Source organism: Umezawaea sp. Da 62-37, assembly GCF_032460545.1.
In the GTDB taxonomy this organism is placed as follows: Bacteria; Actinomycetota; Actinomycetes; order Mycobacteriales; family Pseudonocardiaceae; genus Umezawaea.
This window is the reverse complement of sequence record NZ_CP135965.1, coordinates 1323722-1343573: the sequence shown is the minus strand read 5'-3', so window position 1 is coordinate 1343573 and position 19852 is coordinate 1323722. Positions and strand designations below refer to the sequence as shown.

The 19852-nt window shown below is 72.1% G+C and carries 7 protein-coding genes; all 7 read right to left on the bottom strand.

The annotated features are described in order from the left end of the window. Positions 1–110 precede the first annotated feature (110 nt). The 7 genes from RM788_RS05550 to RM788_RS05520 all read right to left on the bottom strand — a co-directional run bounded on the left by RM788_RS05550 (position 111) and on the right by RM788_RS05520 (position 19242). Positions 111–5222, bottom strand: coding sequence for an SDR family oxidoreductase (locus RM788_RS05550; RefSeq protein ID WP_315930416.1), 5112 nt, complete (start codon positions 5220–5222; stop codon positions 111–113). Further along, complete coding sequence (locus RM788_RS05545) at positions 5219–6463, bottom strand: acyltransferase domain-containing protein (RefSeq protein WP_315930415.1); 1245 nt, start codon at positions 6461–6463, stop codon at positions 5219–5221. The genes RM788_RS05550 and RM788_RS05545 overlap by 4 nt, the downstream gene beginning before the upstream one ends. A gap of 1 nt (position 6464) precedes the next feature. Continuing rightward, positions 6465–7229 carry a thioesterase II family protein gene (locus RM788_RS05540; RefSeq protein WP_315930414.1) on the bottom strand — a complete coding sequence of 255 codons (765 nt, stop codon included), beginning with the start codon at positions 7227–7229 and terminating at the stop codon, positions 6465–6467. Beyond that, positions 7223–8410 (bottom strand): cytochrome P450, encoded by a 1188-nt coding sequence (locus tag RM788_RS05535; RefSeq protein WP_315930413.1) that lies wholly within the window; start codon positions 8408–8410, stop codon positions 7223–7225. Before RM788_RS05535 ends, RM788_RS05540 begins: the two co-directional genes overlap by 7 nt. A gap of 4 nt (positions 8411–8414) precedes the next feature. After that, positions 8415–10118 (bottom strand): thioester reductase domain-containing protein, encoded by a 1704-nt coding sequence (locus tag RM788_RS05530; protein WP_315930412.1) that lies wholly within the window; start codon positions 10116–10118, stop codon positions 8415–8417. Then, on the bottom strand, positions 10115–18250 hold the full coding sequence (locus RM788_RS05525) for a non-ribosomal peptide synthetase (RefSeq protein WP_315930411.1): 8136 nt from the start codon (positions 18248–18250) through the stop codon (positions 10115–10117). The genes RM788_RS05530 and RM788_RS05525 overlap by 4 nt, the downstream gene beginning before the upstream one ends. A gap of 278 nt (positions 18251–18528) precedes the next feature. Beyond that, a complete protein-coding gene (locus RM788_RS05520) occupies positions 18529–19242 on the bottom strand; it encodes an alpha/beta fold hydrolase (protein ID WP_315930410.1) in 714 nt (237 codons plus the stop codon). Positions 19243–19852: the final 610 nt, after the last annotated feature.

Here is a 19852-nt window from a genome sequence, read left to right as displayed (position 1 = left end):
TCTCCTCTGCTTGCGAGTTCACCGCGCGCCGACGACCGGCCGCGGCATTCGGAAATTCCTCGGGTTCGCGGCGATTGCGACAACGGTGCCGCGATGGTGCGCGCCAATGGTCAAGCGGATGCGCCCGCCGCTTCCCGGTCGTTCGCCGACGAAACCTCGTACACATCGCGGGGAACGGACGAAATGCCGCGCACCGTCGCCAGCACCGTGCCGTCCGGTGCGGTGGCAACGCATTCGCCAGGATCGCCCCCCGTGTTCGCAAGGTACCGCAGGGTGATTTGTCCCGTGCACCGGACGTCCCACTCCCGATCGTTTCCCGGAACGTGGATTTCCACGGCGGCGATGGCGGTCGGCACGATCATCGTGACCGTTTCCGCATTCCTGCCGTCGAGCACGGAGGTCCGCAACAGCGCGTCGATCGTGGCGCTGGGCACGGTGAACCCGTCCAGCCGCGTCCCCCGGTGCGGCATGCCGAACCGCGCGGAACCGCCGTCCCCGTGCAGCCGGGCGTCACGCAGACCTCCGAAGACCCCTTGCAGCCGAAGCGATCCGCCGAGCTGGTAGACGTCCGGCACCGGGATTCCGGGCGGTGGCCCGGAAACGATCCTCCGCGCGGGGGTGTGCTCGGCGGCGAGGTGCACGGTCATCCGCGCGTGTTCCCGTGAGGGCACGGGGCCCGACGGCGCGCTGTCGAGGCGCACCCGGACCTCGTCGCCGTCACGGCTCGCGGTGACCACGAGGTGACGGGGCCAGGAGGCGCGGGGCGCGCGGATGAACGTCGACAGCACGATGTCGGTGAACCGCGCCGCCACCAGCCAGGGGACGAGCGCCGTCGCGGCTTCGGCGGCGATCTGCAGCACCACCGTCGCCGGGACGGTCGGCCGCCCGTCCACCAGGTGGTCGAGCAGCCAGGGGTGGTCGGCCAAGTCCAGCGTGCACCGCCATCGCGTCTCGGAGCTGTCGGATTCGGGTGGTTCGGTGAGGAACGCCGGCGGCCGGGTGGCCGCGCGGTCGCGCAAGCCCGGTGCGTTGCGGTGCAGCGTCGACCACTCGGTCTCGCCGAGCCAGGTGGTCGCGAGTGCCTGGGCCGGGTCGCCGCGGCCCGCTAATTCGGCGCGCAGGAACTCCTCGCCCTGCTGGTCCGTCAACTGGGTGAAGTCGGCCAGCCCGGAGGCGAACGGCGATCCGGTCGCGTAGGCGGAGGCCATCCCGGATTCCACCCACAGCCCGGAGACGATCGCGAGTTCGTCACGCCCGGCCGCCCGGCTCGTGGCGGCCGAGAGCATCAGGTATTCGTTACCCGCCTGGTAGTCCGCCTCGCCGCGCATCCCGATGAACGCGCCGATGGAACTGAGCGCGCACCACAGCGCGGGCGGTCGGGTGGCCAGTGCCGAGCGCAGGTTGCGGTCTCCGCGCACCTTCACGTCGCGGACAAGCCGGTAGTCGTCGAGGCTTTTGCGGGTGAGGGCGGTGCTGCGGACCAGTCCCGCGCCGTGCACGACGACGTCGACACCGCCGTCGACGTCGAGCACCTCGTCGACCACGGCCGCGACCCCGGAGGCGTCGCGCACGTCGCACTGGCGGTAGTGCACGCGGTCTTCCCCGTAGCGCGCCCGCAGGTCCCGGATGGTCGCGGCGCGCTCGGCGGCGCGCACCGCCTCGGTGAAGCGCCGGTTGAGCGACGCCATCTTCTCACCGGGGTGGCGGACCATCAGTTCCCGCAACGCGGTCGCCTTGTCCGGCAGTTCGACCGGGGTGTCCGAGTCCGGTTCCGGCGCTGTTCCCAGCAGCCACACCGCCCGCGGGGACGTATCCGCGAGCAGTTCGCGCACCAGGCGCGCGGTGATGCCGCGGGCGCCGCCGGTGGCCAGGACCACCGGATCCGCGACCACGCCGGGATCTGCGTCCTCGGTGGTGGCGGCGATCGGGCGCGGCACCATCTCGTAGCGCGTCCCTCCGCGCAGGTAGGCGACGGGGAGGTGGCGGTGACGTCCGCTCTCCGCGGCCAGGGCGGCCAACCCGGCCGGCAGGTCGGGGGAGTCGGTGATCACGGCGAAGACCAGGCAGCCGGGCAATTCGTGCTCGACGCTGCGCAGCAGCCCCGTGCTCAGCCCGGTCTCGGGGCGGGGCACGGCGCCGTCGAAACCGTCGAGCAGCAGCACTCCCAGGCTCCCGCCCGCGTCCAGGGGCTCGACCAACGTGCGGATCACGACGAAGACCAGGTCGTTGGCCGTGAGCGCGTCCTCGAACGACGCCCCGGCGGTGAGGACGACCCGCACGTGCCGTGCGCCCGTCTCGCGGACGAGGGTGTCGGCGGCCTCGGGAGCGGTGTCGAGCCCGAGCACCAGGGCCGCCTTCCGGCTGAAGACGTCCGGTCGGTCCGTGACGACGACGCAGTCCCCCGGGATCGCGGGCAACTCAAGGCAGTCGGTCCGGGGCGGGGTCGGCCACAGCTCCAGGGCGTGCCTGGTGAGCAGGTCGCGCAGTCGCGGTTTCGCGTCCGCGCGCTCGGCCACGGTCACGGCGATCGACGGGGTCCGGTGGTCCTCCTGGGCCGCGAGGACCGTCCGGCCACCGCTCGTGTGCAGCAGCCGCAGCAGTTCCACGGCGCTTTCCGCGCCGTGGTGCACGCGATCCCGGCCGCTGTCCGTCGCGGCGGCGCCTCGGCCGGCCACCTCGATCACCGCCAGCTCGGTCAGGTGGTGGGCGGCGGCGACGCCGCGGCGGGTGAGGACGACGCCGACCGCGCCCTCGGCGGGCTCGCGACCGTTGCGGTGTCGCACCTGCTCGGCGGCGGCCGCGACCCCGACGACGAACGCGACGTCGATCTCCCCGTCGCGCAGCGAACGGGTGGCGACCACCAGCGCCGAGGTGAAGGAGTCCAGTCCCGCGTCCAACGCCATGTTCGGGCCGTGCAGGTCCAGCCGCTGCGCGATCCTGGCCGGGATGATGTTGGGCATCAAGCCGGGGTAGGTGTCCTCGGTGGCGGCGGGTACCGCGGCCAGCACGGGCCCGGCCACCAGATCGGCGAACCCGTCGATGCCGCCGCGGGCCGCCAGGTCGGCGAGGTAGGCGCGCGTGTCGTGGCGCACCGCGGCCGTGGTGGGTCCGCTGTGCCCGACGAACACGCCGGTCCGCTGGGCCAGTCCGGTGGTGTCGAACCAGTCGCCCGCCAGCGCGTCCGCGCACCGGACCGCGATCACCTGGCTGCGGTCCATCGCGGCGATCGCCGACGGTGCGAGCCGCATGTCCACCGGTGACGGCAGCGGGTAGTCCTCGGGGAACCGCGCGGGCCAGTCGACGGCTCCGCCGCGCAGCCAGTCGCGCACCCGGTCCACGTCCGGGTCGCCGGGCAGGTGCGCCGCCCACCCGGTCACCACCACCGGGTCCTCGGGATCGTCCACGGCGGTCGGCGGCGTGCTCGGAGGGGTGTCGGTGAGCAGCAGGTGCCCGTTGGTGCCGCCGAAGCCCATCGCCGAGATCGCCACCGTGCGCGGGCGGTCCCCGGCGTGCCACGCGACGTCGTGGGAGGGCACCGCGATGCGGACCTCGGGACCGAGCCCGGTCGGCAGTTCGGTGAAGTGCCGCTGCGCGGGGATCCTCCCGTGGCGCAGGGCGAGCAGCGCGTGCACGGCCGAGACCGCGCCCGCCGCCCATCCGGGGTGGCCGACCACCGACTTGTTCGACGACACCGTCCACCCGCCGGTCGGCCCGCTCATCTCGTTGAGCACGGACAGTTCCGTCCGGTCGCCCGTGGGCGTGCCGGTCGCGTGCGCGATGACCCAGTCGATGTCGGTGGGCGCCATGCCCGCGGCGTCCCAGGCCCGCCGCAGCGCGATCCGCTGGCCCACCGGGTTCGGCGCGTAGATGGCCTTGCCCTTGCCGTCGGACGAGCCGCCGAATCCGGCCACGCAGCCGAGCACGGTGTCGTTGTCGGCGCGGGCACGGGCGAGGGTCTTGAGCACCAGGACGGCCGCGCCGTCGGTGAACAGCACCCCGTCGGCGCGGGAGTCCAGCGGCCGGACCGCGCCGGAGCGCGAGAGGCCGCGCAGCTTCGAGAACAGCACGAGGTTCTGCACGCCGAGCGCGAAGGCGCCGCCGCAGACCGCGACGTCCGCTTCGCCCGCGCGCAGTGCCCGCGCTCCGATGTCGATGCTGTAGAGCGAGGACGAGCACGCGGTGTCGAGCACCACGACCTCGGTGTCGGCGGGCAGGTCGGACGCCGCGCGCCGGGCGATGCGGTAGGGCAGCATCCGTTCGGGGGAGTCCACCGCCAGCGGGTACGCCTCGCGCAGCAGGCACTCGGCGCCTGCGTCGAACCGGTCGCCCAGCAGTCTGCGCACCTCGCGGACGACCAGGCTCTGCTCCAGGTGGTGGCTGCCGTCGGCGGTGAGGCCCACGGCGAACAGGTGCCGGTCGGCCGCGGATGTGGTCACCGTCGCCATGGCCTGCGCGATGCTGCGCCGCAACCAGCCCTCGGTGAAGTCCTCGCCGGGGTCGGCGTCCGCGTCGGGCGGCATGAAACCGGACACGCGGGAGTAGGTGCGATCGACCTCGGTGGGGTCCGCCGACCAGATGTGGGCCAGGTCGATGCGGCCGCCCGGCTCGCCGAACACCGTCCGCTCGCCTTGGAGCAGGTCCCAGAACCGGTCCGGCGAGTCGGCCCCCGGCAGCACGAGACCCATCCCGACCACCACGATCGCGTCCGGGTCCGCGTCGGCCCTGTCCATGGCCACCACGGACTCGACGTGGCCGGCGTCCGCCGCGGCGGGCGGGGCGAGGGTGGCGTCCACCGTCAGGCACTGCCCGCCGATCAGGTCGGCGTGCGGGCCGGTCAGGTACACCACCGCCGCGGCCACCGCACCGCCCACCGCACGGTCCCTCGGGCCGACCACGGCGACCGCGTTCACCCTGGCCCCGCCACCCGACCGCTCGACCGCCGCGCGCAGGGCGGCGGGCCCACCGTGCAGGGGCCACTCACCGGGCGCGTCGGTGCGCGTGTCGGCGATGACCACCGCTGTCCGGCCGGTGTCCGAAGCCGTCGCGCGGAACGCCTCGGACGCCGGGTACCCTGCGGGGTCGACGACGTGCGCCACCGCCTCGCCCGCCGTCGATGCCCCCGGCGCCACCGCGGACACCTCGATACCGACGGCGGCAAGCGCGTCGAGGACTTCCCGCGCGAACGCCCCGATCCCGACGACCGCCACCCGCCGCGCCGTCATCGTGTGGATCCCTCGGCGGCGAGGGTCGCCGTGACCATGCCCGCCAGCTCGGCCAGTGTGGCGTGGGCCAGGAACCGGCCGTCGTTGACCGAGGTGGGCAGCCGGAACTCGGTGCTGACCCGGCCCAGCATCTCGGCCCGCTTGAGCGAGTCGATCCCCAGCTCGGCCTCCAGGTCCGCCTCGGGCTCGATGGCCTCCAACGGGTACTGCAACACGGTCGCGTAGAGCACGCGCAGCCGCTCGGTCACCTCCGCCACGTGCGGGCCGGCCACGGGCATCGCGGCAGGCAGGGACGCGGGGTGAACGGCTTGCGGCGTCGGGACTTCCTCCGGTGTGGACGGTCCGGCCGGACCCGCGACGACGACGCCGGGCACGCTCGCGGTCACCAACTTGCCCAGACCGCCGCCTCCGCACTCGACGACCGTGCGCAGCCCGTCGGCGTGCAGGGCGCGGATCGCGGCGAGGAAGTCGACCGGTGAGGTCAGGTGTCGCACGAGCAAGGCCCCCAGGTCCTCGGAGTCGCCGACGTACCCGCGCAGCAGCGGGGAGTAGACGGGCAGTCGCAGTGGCCGCTGCCGCACGCTCGCGACGGCCTCGGCGAACCGCTCGGCGGCCAGTGCCATCCCCGCGGAGTGGTAGGCGTACGGCGCGGGCAGCCGCACCGTGCGCACCCCCAGTGCCTCGGCCACCCCGCGCACCGCGTCGAGCGCGGTGACCGGGCCCGCCACGACGGTGCGGGCCGGCGCGTTGAGCACCGCGACCCCGGCGCGTCGGTCGCCCACCGCGGCGACCACGTGCGCGGTGCGGTCGGCGACCAGGTCGAGCGAGAGCATGCCGCCCGGCTCGGTCGCGCACTCGGCCAGCGCCACCGATCGGTGGCACACCAGCCTGAGGGCGTCGACGAGGTCGAAGGCGCCCGCGACGGTGAGCGCGGCCAGTTCGCCGAGGCTGTGGCCGACGAGCACGTCCGGGACCGCGTCGCGGGCCGCGCGGTGGTACTCGCCCACGGCGGCGGCGAACACCACCAGTTGCAGGGTGAACGGGTCGGTCGCGGCCAACTCCGCCGCGGCCGGGGTGGTCGGGTCGAGCAGGTGCGCGCGGACGCCGGATCGGCCGAACTCGGCGGCGACCGCGTCGGTCGCGTCGAGCAGCCGGTCCAGCTCGGCCGCGCCGCGCTCGCCTGCGAACATCCCGGGTCGGAAGGCTCCCTGGCCCGCCAGCAGGAATGCGGTCTTGGACATGTCAGGTCCCCCTTGTGATGAGTTGCGGATCGTTCGGCGTCGCTGTCGCGCGTTGGGCGGATCGGACGTCGTGGACGATCTGCCGAGCGATCTCCCCAGGACGTTCTGCGAGGTAGAAGTGGCCGCCGGGGTGCACGTGCACGCCGATCAGCCGCCGCGCCGCCGCGGCGAGCCCGGCCAGCCGGGCTTCGGTGGCGCCGGGGTCGTCCCGGCCGCCGAACACCGATATCGGGGTTTCCAGCCACGTGGTGTCGCCCACCGGGTCGAACTCCTCCAGGACCGCCAGATCGGCGCGCAGCGCGGGCAGCACGAACCGCCGCAGCGCCGGGTCCGCCAGCAGGCCCGGTGGTGTCCCGCCCATGTCCGCCAGCAGGTCGAGGAACTGCCCGTCGGTCATGGCCTCGACCCCGGCCCGGCCGCGACCGGGCCGGGCCGTCCAACCGGACAGGCCCAGCCATACCGGTGCCGGACCGCATCCGGCGAGCAGCAGGCCCGCCATCCGCGACACCACGGCCGCGCCCATGCTGTGCCCGAACAGCGCCAGCGGCCGGTCGAGCCCGTCGAGCGCCCGGTCGAGCAGAGCCGCGGCCACCTCGTCGAGGTCACGGGCAGGCGGTCGGTCGTGCGCCAGTCCCCGGCCGGGGACGTCGAGCGCGAGCACCTCCCAGTCGTCGGGCAGGTGCTCCTCCCAGCCCCGGTAGGCCAGCCGCGATCCGCCGGCGTGGTGGGCGAGCACCAGCCGGACCCCTTGGTCACCGATCACCATTCGACCGGCAGCTCGCGCACGCCGTAGAGCACCATGTCGTGCCGGAACGGCAGTTCGTCGATCGCCCGCGGCGCGCGCAGCCCCGGGATCCGGTCGAACAGGCCCGCGAACACCGTGGACAGCTCGATCCTGGCCAGGGTGAGCCCGATGCACTTGTGGAAGCCGTGACCGAAGGCGATGTGGCGGTTCACCGCGGGGCGGTGGATGTCGAAGACGTCGGGGTCGGCGAACACCGATTCGTCGCGGTTGGCGGCGTTGAGCATGACGAGCACACCGTCGCCCGCCTTGATCTGCTGCCCGCCGATCACCACGTCCTTGGTCGCCGCGCGCGGCAGGCCGGAGTGGTTGATCGACAGGTAGCGCATCATCTCCTCGACCGCGCCGGGCATCAGCGCCGGATCGGCGCGCAGCGCGGCGAGCTGGTCGGGGTGCTCCAGCAGGGTCAGCACCCCCAGGCCGATCATCTGCGCCATGGTGTCGTACCCCGAGAGCAGCAGCAGTGCCGCGAGGCCCACCAACTCCGCGTGGTCGAGCTGCTCGGCCTGCTCGTGCTTGATGAGCCTGCCGAACAGGTCGTCCTTCGGGTCCAGCTTCTTGGCCGTGACCATCCGGTCGAAATAGGCCATCAGCTCTTCGGCGGCCCTGGTGGTGTCCTCCGGCGGCGAGTTGCGGTCGAGGATGGTGTCGGTCAGGCCCACGAAGATGTCCTGATCCCCCATGGGCACGTCGAGCAGTTCGCAGATCATGGTCGCCGCCATCGGATAGGCGAGGTCTGCCACCAGTTCCGCGGAGTCGCCGCGCGCCAGCATCCGGTCGATCAGTTCGTCGAGGACCTCCTGCATCCTCGGTCGCAGGGCTTCCATGCGCCCCACCAGGAACTCGCGGGTGACGAGGCGGCGCAGGCGGGACTGGTCCGGCGGGTCGAGCTGGAGGAAGAACCCCGGCGGCGGCGGCACGTCCCCGGACATGTAGCTGGGGAAGCCGGGGGTGCGCGGGTCCGAGCTGAAACTGGGCTCGGTCAGCACCGCGGCGCAGTCCTCGTGCCGGGTGACCAACCAGGCGAGGCCGCGTGGCGTGCGCACCCGCAGGACCGGTTGGTCGCGGCTCAGCGACCGGTACTGCGGCGGCGGGTCCAGCGGGTGGCTGCGCGCCATGGGGAAGTCGGGGACGACGGAGGTCATCGGGTCACTCTCCGTTCGAGGAGACGGCGGCGGGTGGGGCGGGCAGGTAACCGATCGAGACGAAGTACCGCAGGTAGAGGTCCATCAGTTCGCGGTCGACCGGCCGCGCCTGGATGCCGGACCCGGCCAGCGCGGCGGTCAGCCGGCTGTTGTCGAACACCGGGTGGCTGCCCGCGAGACCGATCTCCTCGGCGGGCCGGTCCGGGTGGAACAACGGGATGTAGGGCGCGAGTTCGTTGTCCGCGCCGCGCTCCACGGCCGCTATCAGCTCCTCGCGCCACTGCGGGTAGGGAAGCAGCCGCAACGGGTGGCCCAGCGCGATGATGTGGTCGACGATCTCGTCCATGTCGACGCTGCGCGCGCCGGGCAGGTGGTAGGTCTGCGGCGCGGCGCCGGACAACGCGATGTGCGCGACCGCCTTGGTGCAGTAGTCGACGGGGACCAGTTCCAGCCGGAAGTCGTAGCGCATCGCGGCGCCGAGCTGGATCCAGCCGCGGATCAGGTGGTTGATGAAGGTGTCCGTGGCGCAGGCGCCGGTGTCCTGGGCGCCGGTCAGCGCCCCCGGCCGGTAGACCGAGGCGGGCACGCCGCGTTCCCGCGCGGTGTGCACCAGGGTGTCGGACACCCACTTCGTCTGCCGGTAGCCGCCGACCACGCCCTCCGGGTCGGGCAGCGGGTCCTCGCTCCAGGTCATCTCACCCGGCCTGCCGGGGAACGCGCCGGTCGAGCAGACGTAGTGCACCGGTTTGATCCGACCGCGGCAGGCCAGTCGCAGCACTTCGACGGTGCCGAGCACGTTGACCGGCTTGGCCTGGTGGTAGGGGATCGTCCAGCGCGAATCGGCCGCGTTGTGGACGATCATCTCCACGTCGCGGGCCAGTGCGCGGTAGTCCGTGCGCCCGAGGCCGAGGTACGGCCTGCCGACGTCGCCCGCGATCCCGCGCAGCCGGGTCTTGTCGCCCGGACGCAGGATGCCGTAGTGCTCCAGGTTCGCGCACACCCGGTCCAGGGCGTTGTCGGCGTTGTCCGCACGGGTGAGGACGAGCAGTTCGGCATCGCTGCGGTCGAGCAGTTCGCGCACCAGGTACGCGCCGGTGTACCCGGTCGCCCCGGTGACCAGGATCGTGGTGTACGGGCCGTACGAGGCGGGGATGGCGTCCGGGTCGGGTCGCACGTCCTCGGGCAGTACCGCCTCCCGGCGCAGTTCCTCGGCCCGCACACCGCGTTGGTCGCCACCGTCGGTCAGGGCGGGGTCGCCGGTGGCGCCGACCAACCCGGCCAGCCGCTCGATCGTGGGCTGCTCCAGGAACCTGCGCAGGTCCACGCGCACGTCGAAGGTCTCCCGCACACCCGCGGCCATCCTCATGACCAGCAGCGAATTGCCGCCCAGGTCGAAGAAGTCGGTCCGGACCCCGACCCGGCGCACGTCGAGCATGTCCGCCCACACGTCGGCGAGCCGGGACTCGACGGTGGTCCGGGGGGCGAGGTAGCCGCCCTCGGGCGGCCGGTCGTCCTCCAGCGGCGGCAGGTTCTTGCGGTCGACCTTGCCGTTGGCCAGCGTCGGCAACGTCGGCAGCACCACGAACCGCGTGGGCACCATCGCGTCCGGGAGCGAGGCTCGGGCGAACTCGCGCAGGTCCGTCCGCAGCGCGGTCTCCCACGAGGTGGCCAGCGGGTCGTTGCCGAGAACGGCTTCGGGGGTGCTCACGCGCTGTTCTCCGTCCGGTCGACGCGGGCTCGGGTGAAGTGGGCCGCCGTGGTCCGCAGCGATCCGTCGGCGGGCACCACCAGGCTGACCGCGCGACCGGCCCGCCCGGCCGCGTCCACCAGGTCCTCCGGGTGCGGGGCGGTCTCCTCGTCGACCTCCCACAGCAGTCGTTCGAGGTCCCATACGGTCGCTGTGTCCGGCAGGCCGTCGAGCAGGTCCACGGCCGCCGCATGGCGCGCCAACCGCCGGTTGGGCACTCCGGTGACCACCACCGCCCCCGGTTCGGCCGCGAGGAACCCGTCCAGGTCGTCGGCGACGTCGGCCCACGCGACCGTAGTCGCCGGGGCGACGACGGGAGGCGGTCCGATGTGGAGCGCCACGTCGAAGCGGAACGCGGTCAACTCGTTGTCCGACCGCCCGCGCTTGAGCTCCGCCCGCACTTCGCCGATGTCGGCGCACTCCTCGGCGAGCCGGTGGAAGAACGCGGGCGACAGGCACAGTTCCGATTCGTCGCGCACGTGCCGGGTCACGGTCGCCCGCACCTCCTCGGCCGGTTGCAGGATCGGCGCGCGGTGCAGCACGACGGACGTGTGGAACTCGGGCAGCACCCGCACACTGCGGATGTCGCCGACGTGCACGACTCCGCCGGGCCGCACCACACGTGCGGCCTCGACGAGCACACGGCGCAGGTACTGCGGACCGGGGAAGTACTGCACCACGGAGTTGAGGACCACCGCGTCCAGGCTGTCGGTGGCCAGCCCCTCCAGGTACTCCGGACCGCCGCGCACCAGGCGCACGTGCTCGGGCAGCGGCCGGTCGCCCAGGCAACGCGCTGCGGTGGCGAGCGCGGCGGGGGAGATGTCGACACCGTGGTACTCGCTGGTGCGCTCGGCCAGCGAGCGCAGCACCAGGCCGACACCGACACCGATGTCGGCGATCGCGTCCGGGGCGTGTCCCGCGATCCGCTCGACGGTGTGCCCGAGCCATTCGCGCATCTGCCCGGCCGGGATCGGTTCGCCGGTGTAGCTGCTGGCCCAGCCCGCGAACTCGTCGTCCTCCCCGGCCCTGTCCGGCTGGTAGGTCTGCTGCCACACCTCGGCCCAACCGCGCACGTGCGTCTGCTCGGCGGCCGGGTCGCCGTGCGCGCCGGTCGGGGTCACGTAGGCGACCAGTTCGGCGCCGGTGGCCCCCGTGACGGCGACCACGGCCACGGCCTCGACATCGGGGTGGCGCGACAGCACGCTCTCCACCTCGTCCGGCTCCACCCGGTGGCCGTGGATCTTGACCTGGCGGTCGACGCGGCCGAGGAACTCCAACACCCCGCCCGCGCCGCGTCGCACCCGGTCTCCGGTGCGGTAGAACCGGCTGCCGTCCAGGACGACGAACCGCTCCTCCGTCAGCTCCGGCCGGTCGAGGTAACCGGCGGCCACGCCGTCACCGCCGATCCACAACTCACCCGACACGCCAAGCGGCACGTCACGCGCATGCTCGTCGAGCACCCGGACGGAGGTGTTTGCGATGGGCAGGCCGATCGGCACGGTCCCGCGCTCGTCGGCCGGGTCCAGTTCGTGCACCGTGGACCAGATGGTGGTCTCGGTGGGCCCGTACATGTTGAGCACCCGCACCCCCGGCAACGAGTCGAGCAACTTGCGCGCCAAACCGGACGGGAAGGCCTCGCCGCCGACCAGCAGGGCCCTGACCGAGCCCAGCGCGGCCAGTGCCGACGGTTCGGTCGCCACCGCCGACAGCAGCGACGGCGTGCCCTGCGCCAGCGTCACCCCGTGGCGCAGGCACAGGTCCCGCAGCGAGTGCGGTGCGCGGGCCACCTCGTCCTCGTGGTCGCGGCGCAGCCGATCGACCCGGACCAGGCTCTCGAGCGCGGCGTCGGTCGGCACGCCGAAGTCGATCAGGCACGCGATCTCGTCCACCCCGGCGTCGGCCAGGTCGCGCACCAGCGGCGCGCAGGTCTCCGGTGAGCCGAAGAGCCCGGACGTCTCGAAGTAGCGGTCGATGGCCTGCTCGATCACCGCGTCCACGTAGGACTCGGCGTCCTGGTCGGGAAAGTCCTGCCCGGTGCTGGCGAACATGGTGCGCCACAGCTCGGTGGAGCTGCGCAAGTACGCCCGGAACGGTTCGCGGGCCCGGGCGCGGGCCTGCCGCGGGTCGTCGGACATGAAGGTGTGCACCATCAGCGTCACCTGCCCCGGACCCGCATGGCCTGCATCAGCCCTCGCCTCGCGGTAGGCGGAGATCTTCTCCGCGAGGGCGTCCGGGCGCTGCCCGAGCAGGTGGGTGAGCAGGTTGACGCCGTCGGCGCCCGCCTGGCGGAAGGTCGACACGGTGCCCACGGAGGTCAGCCAGATCGGTGGTTCGGCCTGCACGGGTCGCGGGAAGACCCGCACCCGCACCGTTTCACCGCTGCCGCCGATCCGCTCGACCGGGTCGCCGCGCCACAGGGCGCGGAACTGGTCCAGGTGCTCGACCATGACCTTCTTGCGGTCGGGGAAGTTGCCGGGCTGGAACACGAAGTCGTTGGAGTTCCAACCGGACGCGAAGGCCAGCCCGACCCGGCCGCGGGAGAGGTTGTCCACAAGGGACCACTCCTCGGCCAGCCGCACCGGGTCGTGCAGCGGCGCGACGACACTGCCGCTGCGCAGGCCGATCCGCTGCGTGATGGTGGCCAGGGCGGCCGACATCACCGACGGGTTCGGGTAGAGCCCGCCGAACTCGTGCCCGTGCCGCTCGGGGGTCCAGATCGCCCGGAAGCCGTGCGCGTCGGCGTAGCGGGCGGCGTCGAGCACCAGCCGGTAGCCCTCGCCGGCGTCCTGCTCGCCCGCGGCCGCGGCGAAGAAGAACAGGCTGAACCCGAGCGCCTGCTCCGACCTGCTCTCGCGGTCCGGGCGCACCAGGTTCCGGATGATCCCCTCGTCGGCGACCACGACGTGCGCGCCGCGGGTCAGCGGCCAGAGCAGTTCCAGCACCGAGATGTCGAACGACACGCTGGTCACCGCCAGCACCACGTCCTCGGGGCCGCAGCCCACCCGGTCGTCCATGCCCGCGAAGAAGTTGACCACGTTGCGGTGGGTCAGTTGCGCGCCCTTGGGGGCGCCGGTCGACCCCGAGGTGTACATGACGTACGCCCGGTCGTCGGAACCGCTGACCACCTCGGGCGGGGTGGCGGGCAGCCCGGCGAGCACGACGTGCTCGGCATCGATGTCGACCACCGGGCACGTGAGGGCCCCGGTCAGCTCCTCCGGCGTGCCCGCCGCGGTGAGCAGGCACGTGATGCCTGCGTCGGTCGCGATCCCGAGCAGCCGCGGCAGCGGGAAGGCCGGGTCCATGGGCACGTAGCCCGCACCCGCCTTGAGCACCCCGAGCAGCGACACGAGCAGCCGCGTCCCGCGGTGGACGCCCACACCCACCAGGTCACCGCGCCGCACCCCCGCCTGCACCAAGCGGTGCGCCACCCGGTTCGCGGAGGCGTCCAGTTCGGCGTAGGTGATGCCGTCCCAGCGGTGGGAGGCGGCACGGGCGTCCGGGGTGCGCGCGGCCTGGGCCTCGAACATCCCGTGCAGCGTGGCGGTCGTGTCGTAGCCCGTGGCGGGACCGTGCCAGGAGGCCAGTTCCCGGTGCTCCTGCCCGCTCAGCAGGTCGATCTCCGACACCGGCCGTCCCCGGTCGCCCGCGATGGCCTCCAACGCCCGCTGGTGGTACCCGGCGAGCCGCTCGCACAGCTCCTCGGGAAGCGCGGCAACGTCGCAGTCGAGCCAACCCAGCAGCCTGCCGGTGCCGGGCTCGACCAGGAAGTCGACCGCGACCGGGTAGTTGGTGTCGGCCACACCGATGCTCGCACCCAACTCGGCCCGGCGCGCCCGGTAGCGGTCGCGGTGGAAGTCCATGAAGTTGACGTAGCTCCGCAGGTTCCCCAACGGTGAGGAATCGCCGAGGTCGCGCTGGATCTGCCCGAAGGGGTACCGGCGGTGTGCCGAGCAGGCGCGTTCCCACGCCAAGGCCCGGCGGGCCACCTCGACCGGGGTCGCGCCGGCGAGGTCGAGCGCGAGCGGCAGGGTGTTGAGGAAAACGCCGATCACCTCGTCGCCGCCCGCCTCCTCCAGCCGTGAGTTGCCGACCAGGCCGGTCAGCACCTCGTCGCGTCCGCTCGCGGTCGCCAGCGCCATGACGTGCGCGGCGACCAGCAGCGACTTGATCGGCAGCCCCTCGTCCGCGGCCACCTTCCGCAGTCGAGCGGCCAGGGAAGCGGACAGGTCGAGGTCGAACCGGCGCGTGCGGGACATCCCGAAACCCGGTTCGCCGTCCTGGCCGAACAGCGTCGTCGGGGTGGCGTCGCGCAGTGCCGAAGCCCAGAAATCACGGGCCTCCGGATCCGCCAGTGCCGACCGTTCGGCGGCGACGAAGTCGCGGTAGGTCGAGCGGGGCGGGTCCATCCCGCGGGGGGTGCCGGATCGCTCGCCGTCGTAGCAGTCGAGGATCTCCTCCAGCATCAGCACGTCGGACCAGCCGTCCAGCAGGACGTGGTGCTCGATGGCCGTGAGCCGGAAACCGTCCGTGCCGCACGGGTGCACGACGAACCGCAGCAGGGGAGGGGTGGCGGGGTCGAACACGGTCCGCTTGGCCCGCTCGACGAATTCCTCGACCGCCAGGACGCGGGCGTCGGTGTCAAGGGGACCGAGGTCCTCACCGAGCAGCACCGGGACGTCGACGTCGGCGTGCACCAGTTGCAGGGGCTCGGAGAAGCGGGAGAGGTCGACCGAGCAGCGCAACTGCGGATGCCGGGCCACTGTGTCCCGGCACGCGGTCCGCAGCGCGTCGAGGTCGAGAGCCGTGGACACCGCGATGCTGGTCACGACCCGGTAGACCGACGAATTCTCCTGGTAGGAGATGTGGTAGAGCATGCCCGCCTGCATCGAGGTGAGCGGGTAGGCGTCGTCGAGCCCGTCGGGCAGCAGCGCCCGGTCGGAGGCCTTGAGGAGCCCGAACGGCTCACTGCGCAGTGAATCGGGCCCGGTCGTGGTGAGCAGCGGAGCCAGCTCGCGGATCGTCGGCCGGGCGAAGAGCTGGGCCACGGTGAACGTGCGCCCGTGCTCGCGCTCCAGCGCGACGCGGACCCGGATGGCCAGCATCGAGTCGCCGCCGAGCGCGAAGAACGAGTCCTCCGCACCGACGCGGTCCGCGCCCAGGACCGAGGCCCACACCCCGGCCAGCAGCCGCTCCTCCGATGTGGACGGCTCCACCGGCTCCGCGGATTCGACCGCGGGCGCGTCGGCTTCGGGCAGGGCACCGTGGTCGACCTTCCCGTTGGGCAGCAAGGGGAGCGCGTCGAGCCGCACCAGGGCGGCGGGCACCATGTACGCGGGCAGGCGCTCGACCAGGTGAGCGCGCAGCCCGTCGCGGTCGAAGTCGCCGTCGACCACCACGTAACCGACGATCCGGCGCGCCCCCGTCCCACCCGCGGCGACGACGACGCTCTGGCGCACCGCGGGGTGCGCCAGCAGCGCGGCCTCGATCTCACCCGGTTCGATCCGGTGACCTCGCACCTTGACCTGGTGGTCGTTGCGGCCGAGGAATTCCACGACGCCGTCGGCGCGCAGGCGGGCGAGGTCACCGGTGCGGTACAGCCTGCCGCCGTCGAACGGGTCGGGGATGAACCGCTCCGCGGTCAGCTCCGGCCGGTTGAGGTACCCGAGGGCCACCTGCACGCCGCCTACGTGCAGTTCGCCGGGAACCCCGATCGGGACGCGCTTGCCCTGCCCGTCGAGGACGTGGACGGTGGTGTTGGCGACCGGCCTGCCGATCGGCACGGTTCTGAGGTCGTTGCCCGGCAGGCATTCCCAGGCGGTGACGTCGACGGACGCCTCCGTCGGACCGTAGAGGTTGTGCAGCCGCACGCCCTCGGGGAAGCGGGTGAAGAACTCCGCCACTGTGGAGGGCCGCAGAGCCTCGCCGCTGCAGAACACGTGGCGGAGCCCGCTGAGGTCGTGGTGGCCGTGGTCGACGAGGAACAGGTCCAGCATCGACGGCACGAAGTGCAGGACGGTGATCCCGTGCTCGGCGATCGACTCGGCGACCAGCACGGGGTCGCGTTGCGCACCAGGCTCCAGCAACTGCAACCTGGCCCCGACGATCAACGGCAGGAAGAACTCCCAGACCGACACGTCGAAGCTGAAACTCGTCTTCTGCAGCACGCGGTCGACCGCACCGACGTCGTAGTCGTCACGCATCCACATGAGCCGGTTGACGACGCCGCGGTGGGGGACCACCACACCTTTGGGCTCGCCCGTGGATCCCGAGGTGTAGATGACGTACGCCGGCGATTCCGGGCCGACCTCCACCTCGGGTGCGCGAGCGGCGGGCAGGGTCGGCAACACCACGTCGACCGCCACGGCAGTCCGGGCCACGAGCGCGGGGAGCGTGGAGCGGGTCAGGACCACCGCGACTCCGGCATCGGCGATCTGGAAGGCCAATCGCGTGGACGGGTACTCCGGATCCAGCGGCAGATAAGCCGCCCCCGCGCGCAGGACCGCCAGCAGGGAGACCACCAACTCCGGCGAGCGCACGTCGTGCACGCCGACCACGTCGCCCGCGCGCACCCCCCGCTCCGCCAGGTGCGCGGCGAGCCGATCGGCCCGGTCGAGCAACTCGGCGTAGGTCAGTTCCCGTGCGCCGATCCCGACCGCCACCGCGTCCGGGGTTCGCGCGGCCTGCGCCGCGACCAGCGCGGCCAGCGTGCCGGACAGGTCGTGGTCACGGGCGGTGTCGTTGAAGGTGGTCCCCAGCGCGAGCCGTTCCTGCCTGCCGAGCAACTCCAGCGAACCGACCGGCGCATCTTCCGGCGCATCCAGGAAGGCAACCAGGAATTCGCCGAAGCGGACGCGGTGCGCGTCCAGGTCGGACAGCCCGAGGGCGTCGGTGCCGCTGTTCAACCCCAGTCTCAGCGGTCCGTCCTGCGCTCCGCCGTAGAAGTCCATCGACAACTCGCGTGCCGGCCCCGAGGACAACTGGCGCACGGAGGCGGTGCACCCGCCGAACACGAGAGTTCCGTCGAACGAGATCACGTTGGCCACCACGGCGGGCAGTTCGGCGTGTCCGTTCTCAGCGCGCAGGGCGCGGTGGAGGTCCTCGCCGCGGTAGCGCTGGTGGCGCAGCGCGTCGGCGATGGCGGTGTCCACCTGGGCGACCAGCCCGGCGGTCGTGGTGGCGGCGGGCACCGACAACCGCAGCGGCAGTTCGTTGGAGAGCATGGCGGGCGTGGTCAGTGACAGCCTGGTGGTGCGGGCGCGCACCGGGAAGCCGATCACCACGTCCTCGTGGCCGGTCAGCCCACGCAGATACGCGGCCAGGGCGGCGATGACCACCGCCGACCAGTGCGTGCCCAGTGCTGCCGCGGCGTGGTGCACCTCGCGCATCGCGATCGGAATGTCGTCGATGGTGCGCAGCACTCCCTGACCGGGTTCCGGAGTGCCACCGAGATCCATGCGCGCCGGGGGGTCGGTCATCCGGTCGAGCCAGTACGACCGGTCGCCGTCGAAGTCGGTGGACGCGTTGTGGTCACGTTCCTCGTCGACCAGGTCGGCCAGTCGACCGAAGGGCCCCGGTGGCGGCTGCTTGCCGGCGACCAGCGCGGAGTAGACCTTGGCGAGTCGACGCCAGTAGAGGATCTGCCCGTAACCGTCGAGCAGGAAGTGGTGGTAGCGCAGGTAGAACAGGTGGTGTTCGGGGGTGAGGCGGAACAGCACGAGGCGGACGAGCGGGTCGCTGTCCAACCGCAGGGGGTTGGCCAGGTCGTCGGCCATGCGTAATCGGGCAGCGGCCTCGCCCTGCGCGACCGAGGCCGCTCCGGTGAGGTCGACGTGCTCGACACCGGCGCCCACGCTGGTCAGGCTGGCGGCGAGCACCTCGGAGCCGTCACCGTCCACCGGTTCGGGGCGTAGGCGCAGCGCTTCGCACTCGGCGTCGACCAGGGCGACCGCGCGGTCGAGCAAATCCGTGCGGAGCGGTCCGGCCAGGTCGAGATATCCCGCGCAGTTGAACTGCGGGTTTCCCGGCTCGACCTCGTGTGCGGTCCAGACCTCCGACTGGGCGGTGAGCAACCTGAAGTCATCCGTCAACGACATTTGTGCTGATCCCCCCTCAGTGGCATGACACAAGTACACCGAGGGTGAATCGCCAAATCAGTCACGGCGCGACAAGCCGACCGCGCACGCAGTCGCGCGGCAGCATGTGCTGAGCCCCCTCAGTCCTCCGAACAATACGTGAACCGCAGGGCTTCGCGTCGGCCGTTCGGGTAAATTTCGCATGCGACAACGGTCTTATAGAAAATTCACAACTGCTTATAGATGATCGTCGGATGCCTCCTCCGCTCGTCAAGGGGGCCTGCGCTCGGCTTCCGCTCTCAGGCCGATGAGAACGACAGCAGGAGATCCGCGACGGCGCGGGGCCGGGCGTGGAGTGCGTCGTGTGGCGAGTCGAGCTCGAAATACCGCCAGTCCGCCGAGGCGCGCGCCTGGCTCGCGAACCCCTCGGTCAGTCCGAGGCCGGCGCTTCCCGTGCAGAAGACGTAGGTCTTGCGAGCCGTCGAACCGCGGGTCGTCACCGGCTCGTAGAGCGTGCCCACAGGCTGCGGCGTCATGCGCTCCGCAACCCGCCGCGCCGCCGGACCGTTCTCGCCGAGGATGTCCTCGACCCGGAACAACCAGGGGATCAGGTCCGGGGTTCCGGCCTGCCGCATAGCGGCTTCGGCCGCCTCGACGAACTCACGTCCCAGGACATCGGCGCAGCTCTGGCCGTTCTGCGGGACCAACGCGTCGAGGTAGACCAGGTCGGTGACGAGTCCGGACCGCAGATGCGAGGCTCCTGTGATCGGAATGCCGCCGTAGGAGTGCCCGACCAGCACGACGTCGCTCAGGTCATGGTCGTCGAGCACCTGCACGATGTCGTCGACGTGCGTCCCCATGCCGATGCCCGCTCCACCCTCCCCCGCGCGTTCGCCGAGCCCGGCCAGGGTGGGGGTGAACACCCGTACCCCCTCGCGCTCCAGCAGGGGGACTACCTCCTCCCAGCACCAGGCACCGCCCCATCCGCCGTGGACCAACACCAAATCTCGCATTCATGGAGATTCACGTTCGCGACTGGGCCTGTCAACCTGCACTTAGTGGAACGGCCAAAACCGACAGATGCCCAGAATTCGGGAATAGTGGATGTCCTCGATGAGGGTTCGGGCTGTCGAAGTAGATTCGCGCTGCGAAGTGCGGAACTGGGATATGTGTGCTAGATGTATCCGTTGATCAAAGCGATGATGTTGAAATTCACGTCGATGTCCTCGACGTGAACGGGGGACAATCTCCGCCAGCCGGTTTGGGCGGTGCAGGGTAGATCGATTCCTGTGTGAAATCGGTCGAAGTCGAGCGGCGATCCGGTCGCGAGCAGGCATGAGACCGAACGTCAGACGGAGGCGCGACGCCGAGGACACGACATCCTCGACCTGCGTCGACAGGCCGGTGGACGCCACCTCTCGGCCGGGCGTGTTCTGGAAGGCGAACCCGACGGGTTGCCAGTCGCGCACGTCGTGGCGATCACCGGCGCTCGGCTCGCGAAGCACGTGTTCGAGGGTGCCGGATTGTCGATCGCGGCCACCGCGGCCGGACCCACGTTGTCGGTCAGCACGGCGGAAGGAGTCCGCGCCGATGCGCGGACGGGCTGGCCGGGACCGGTCCGCG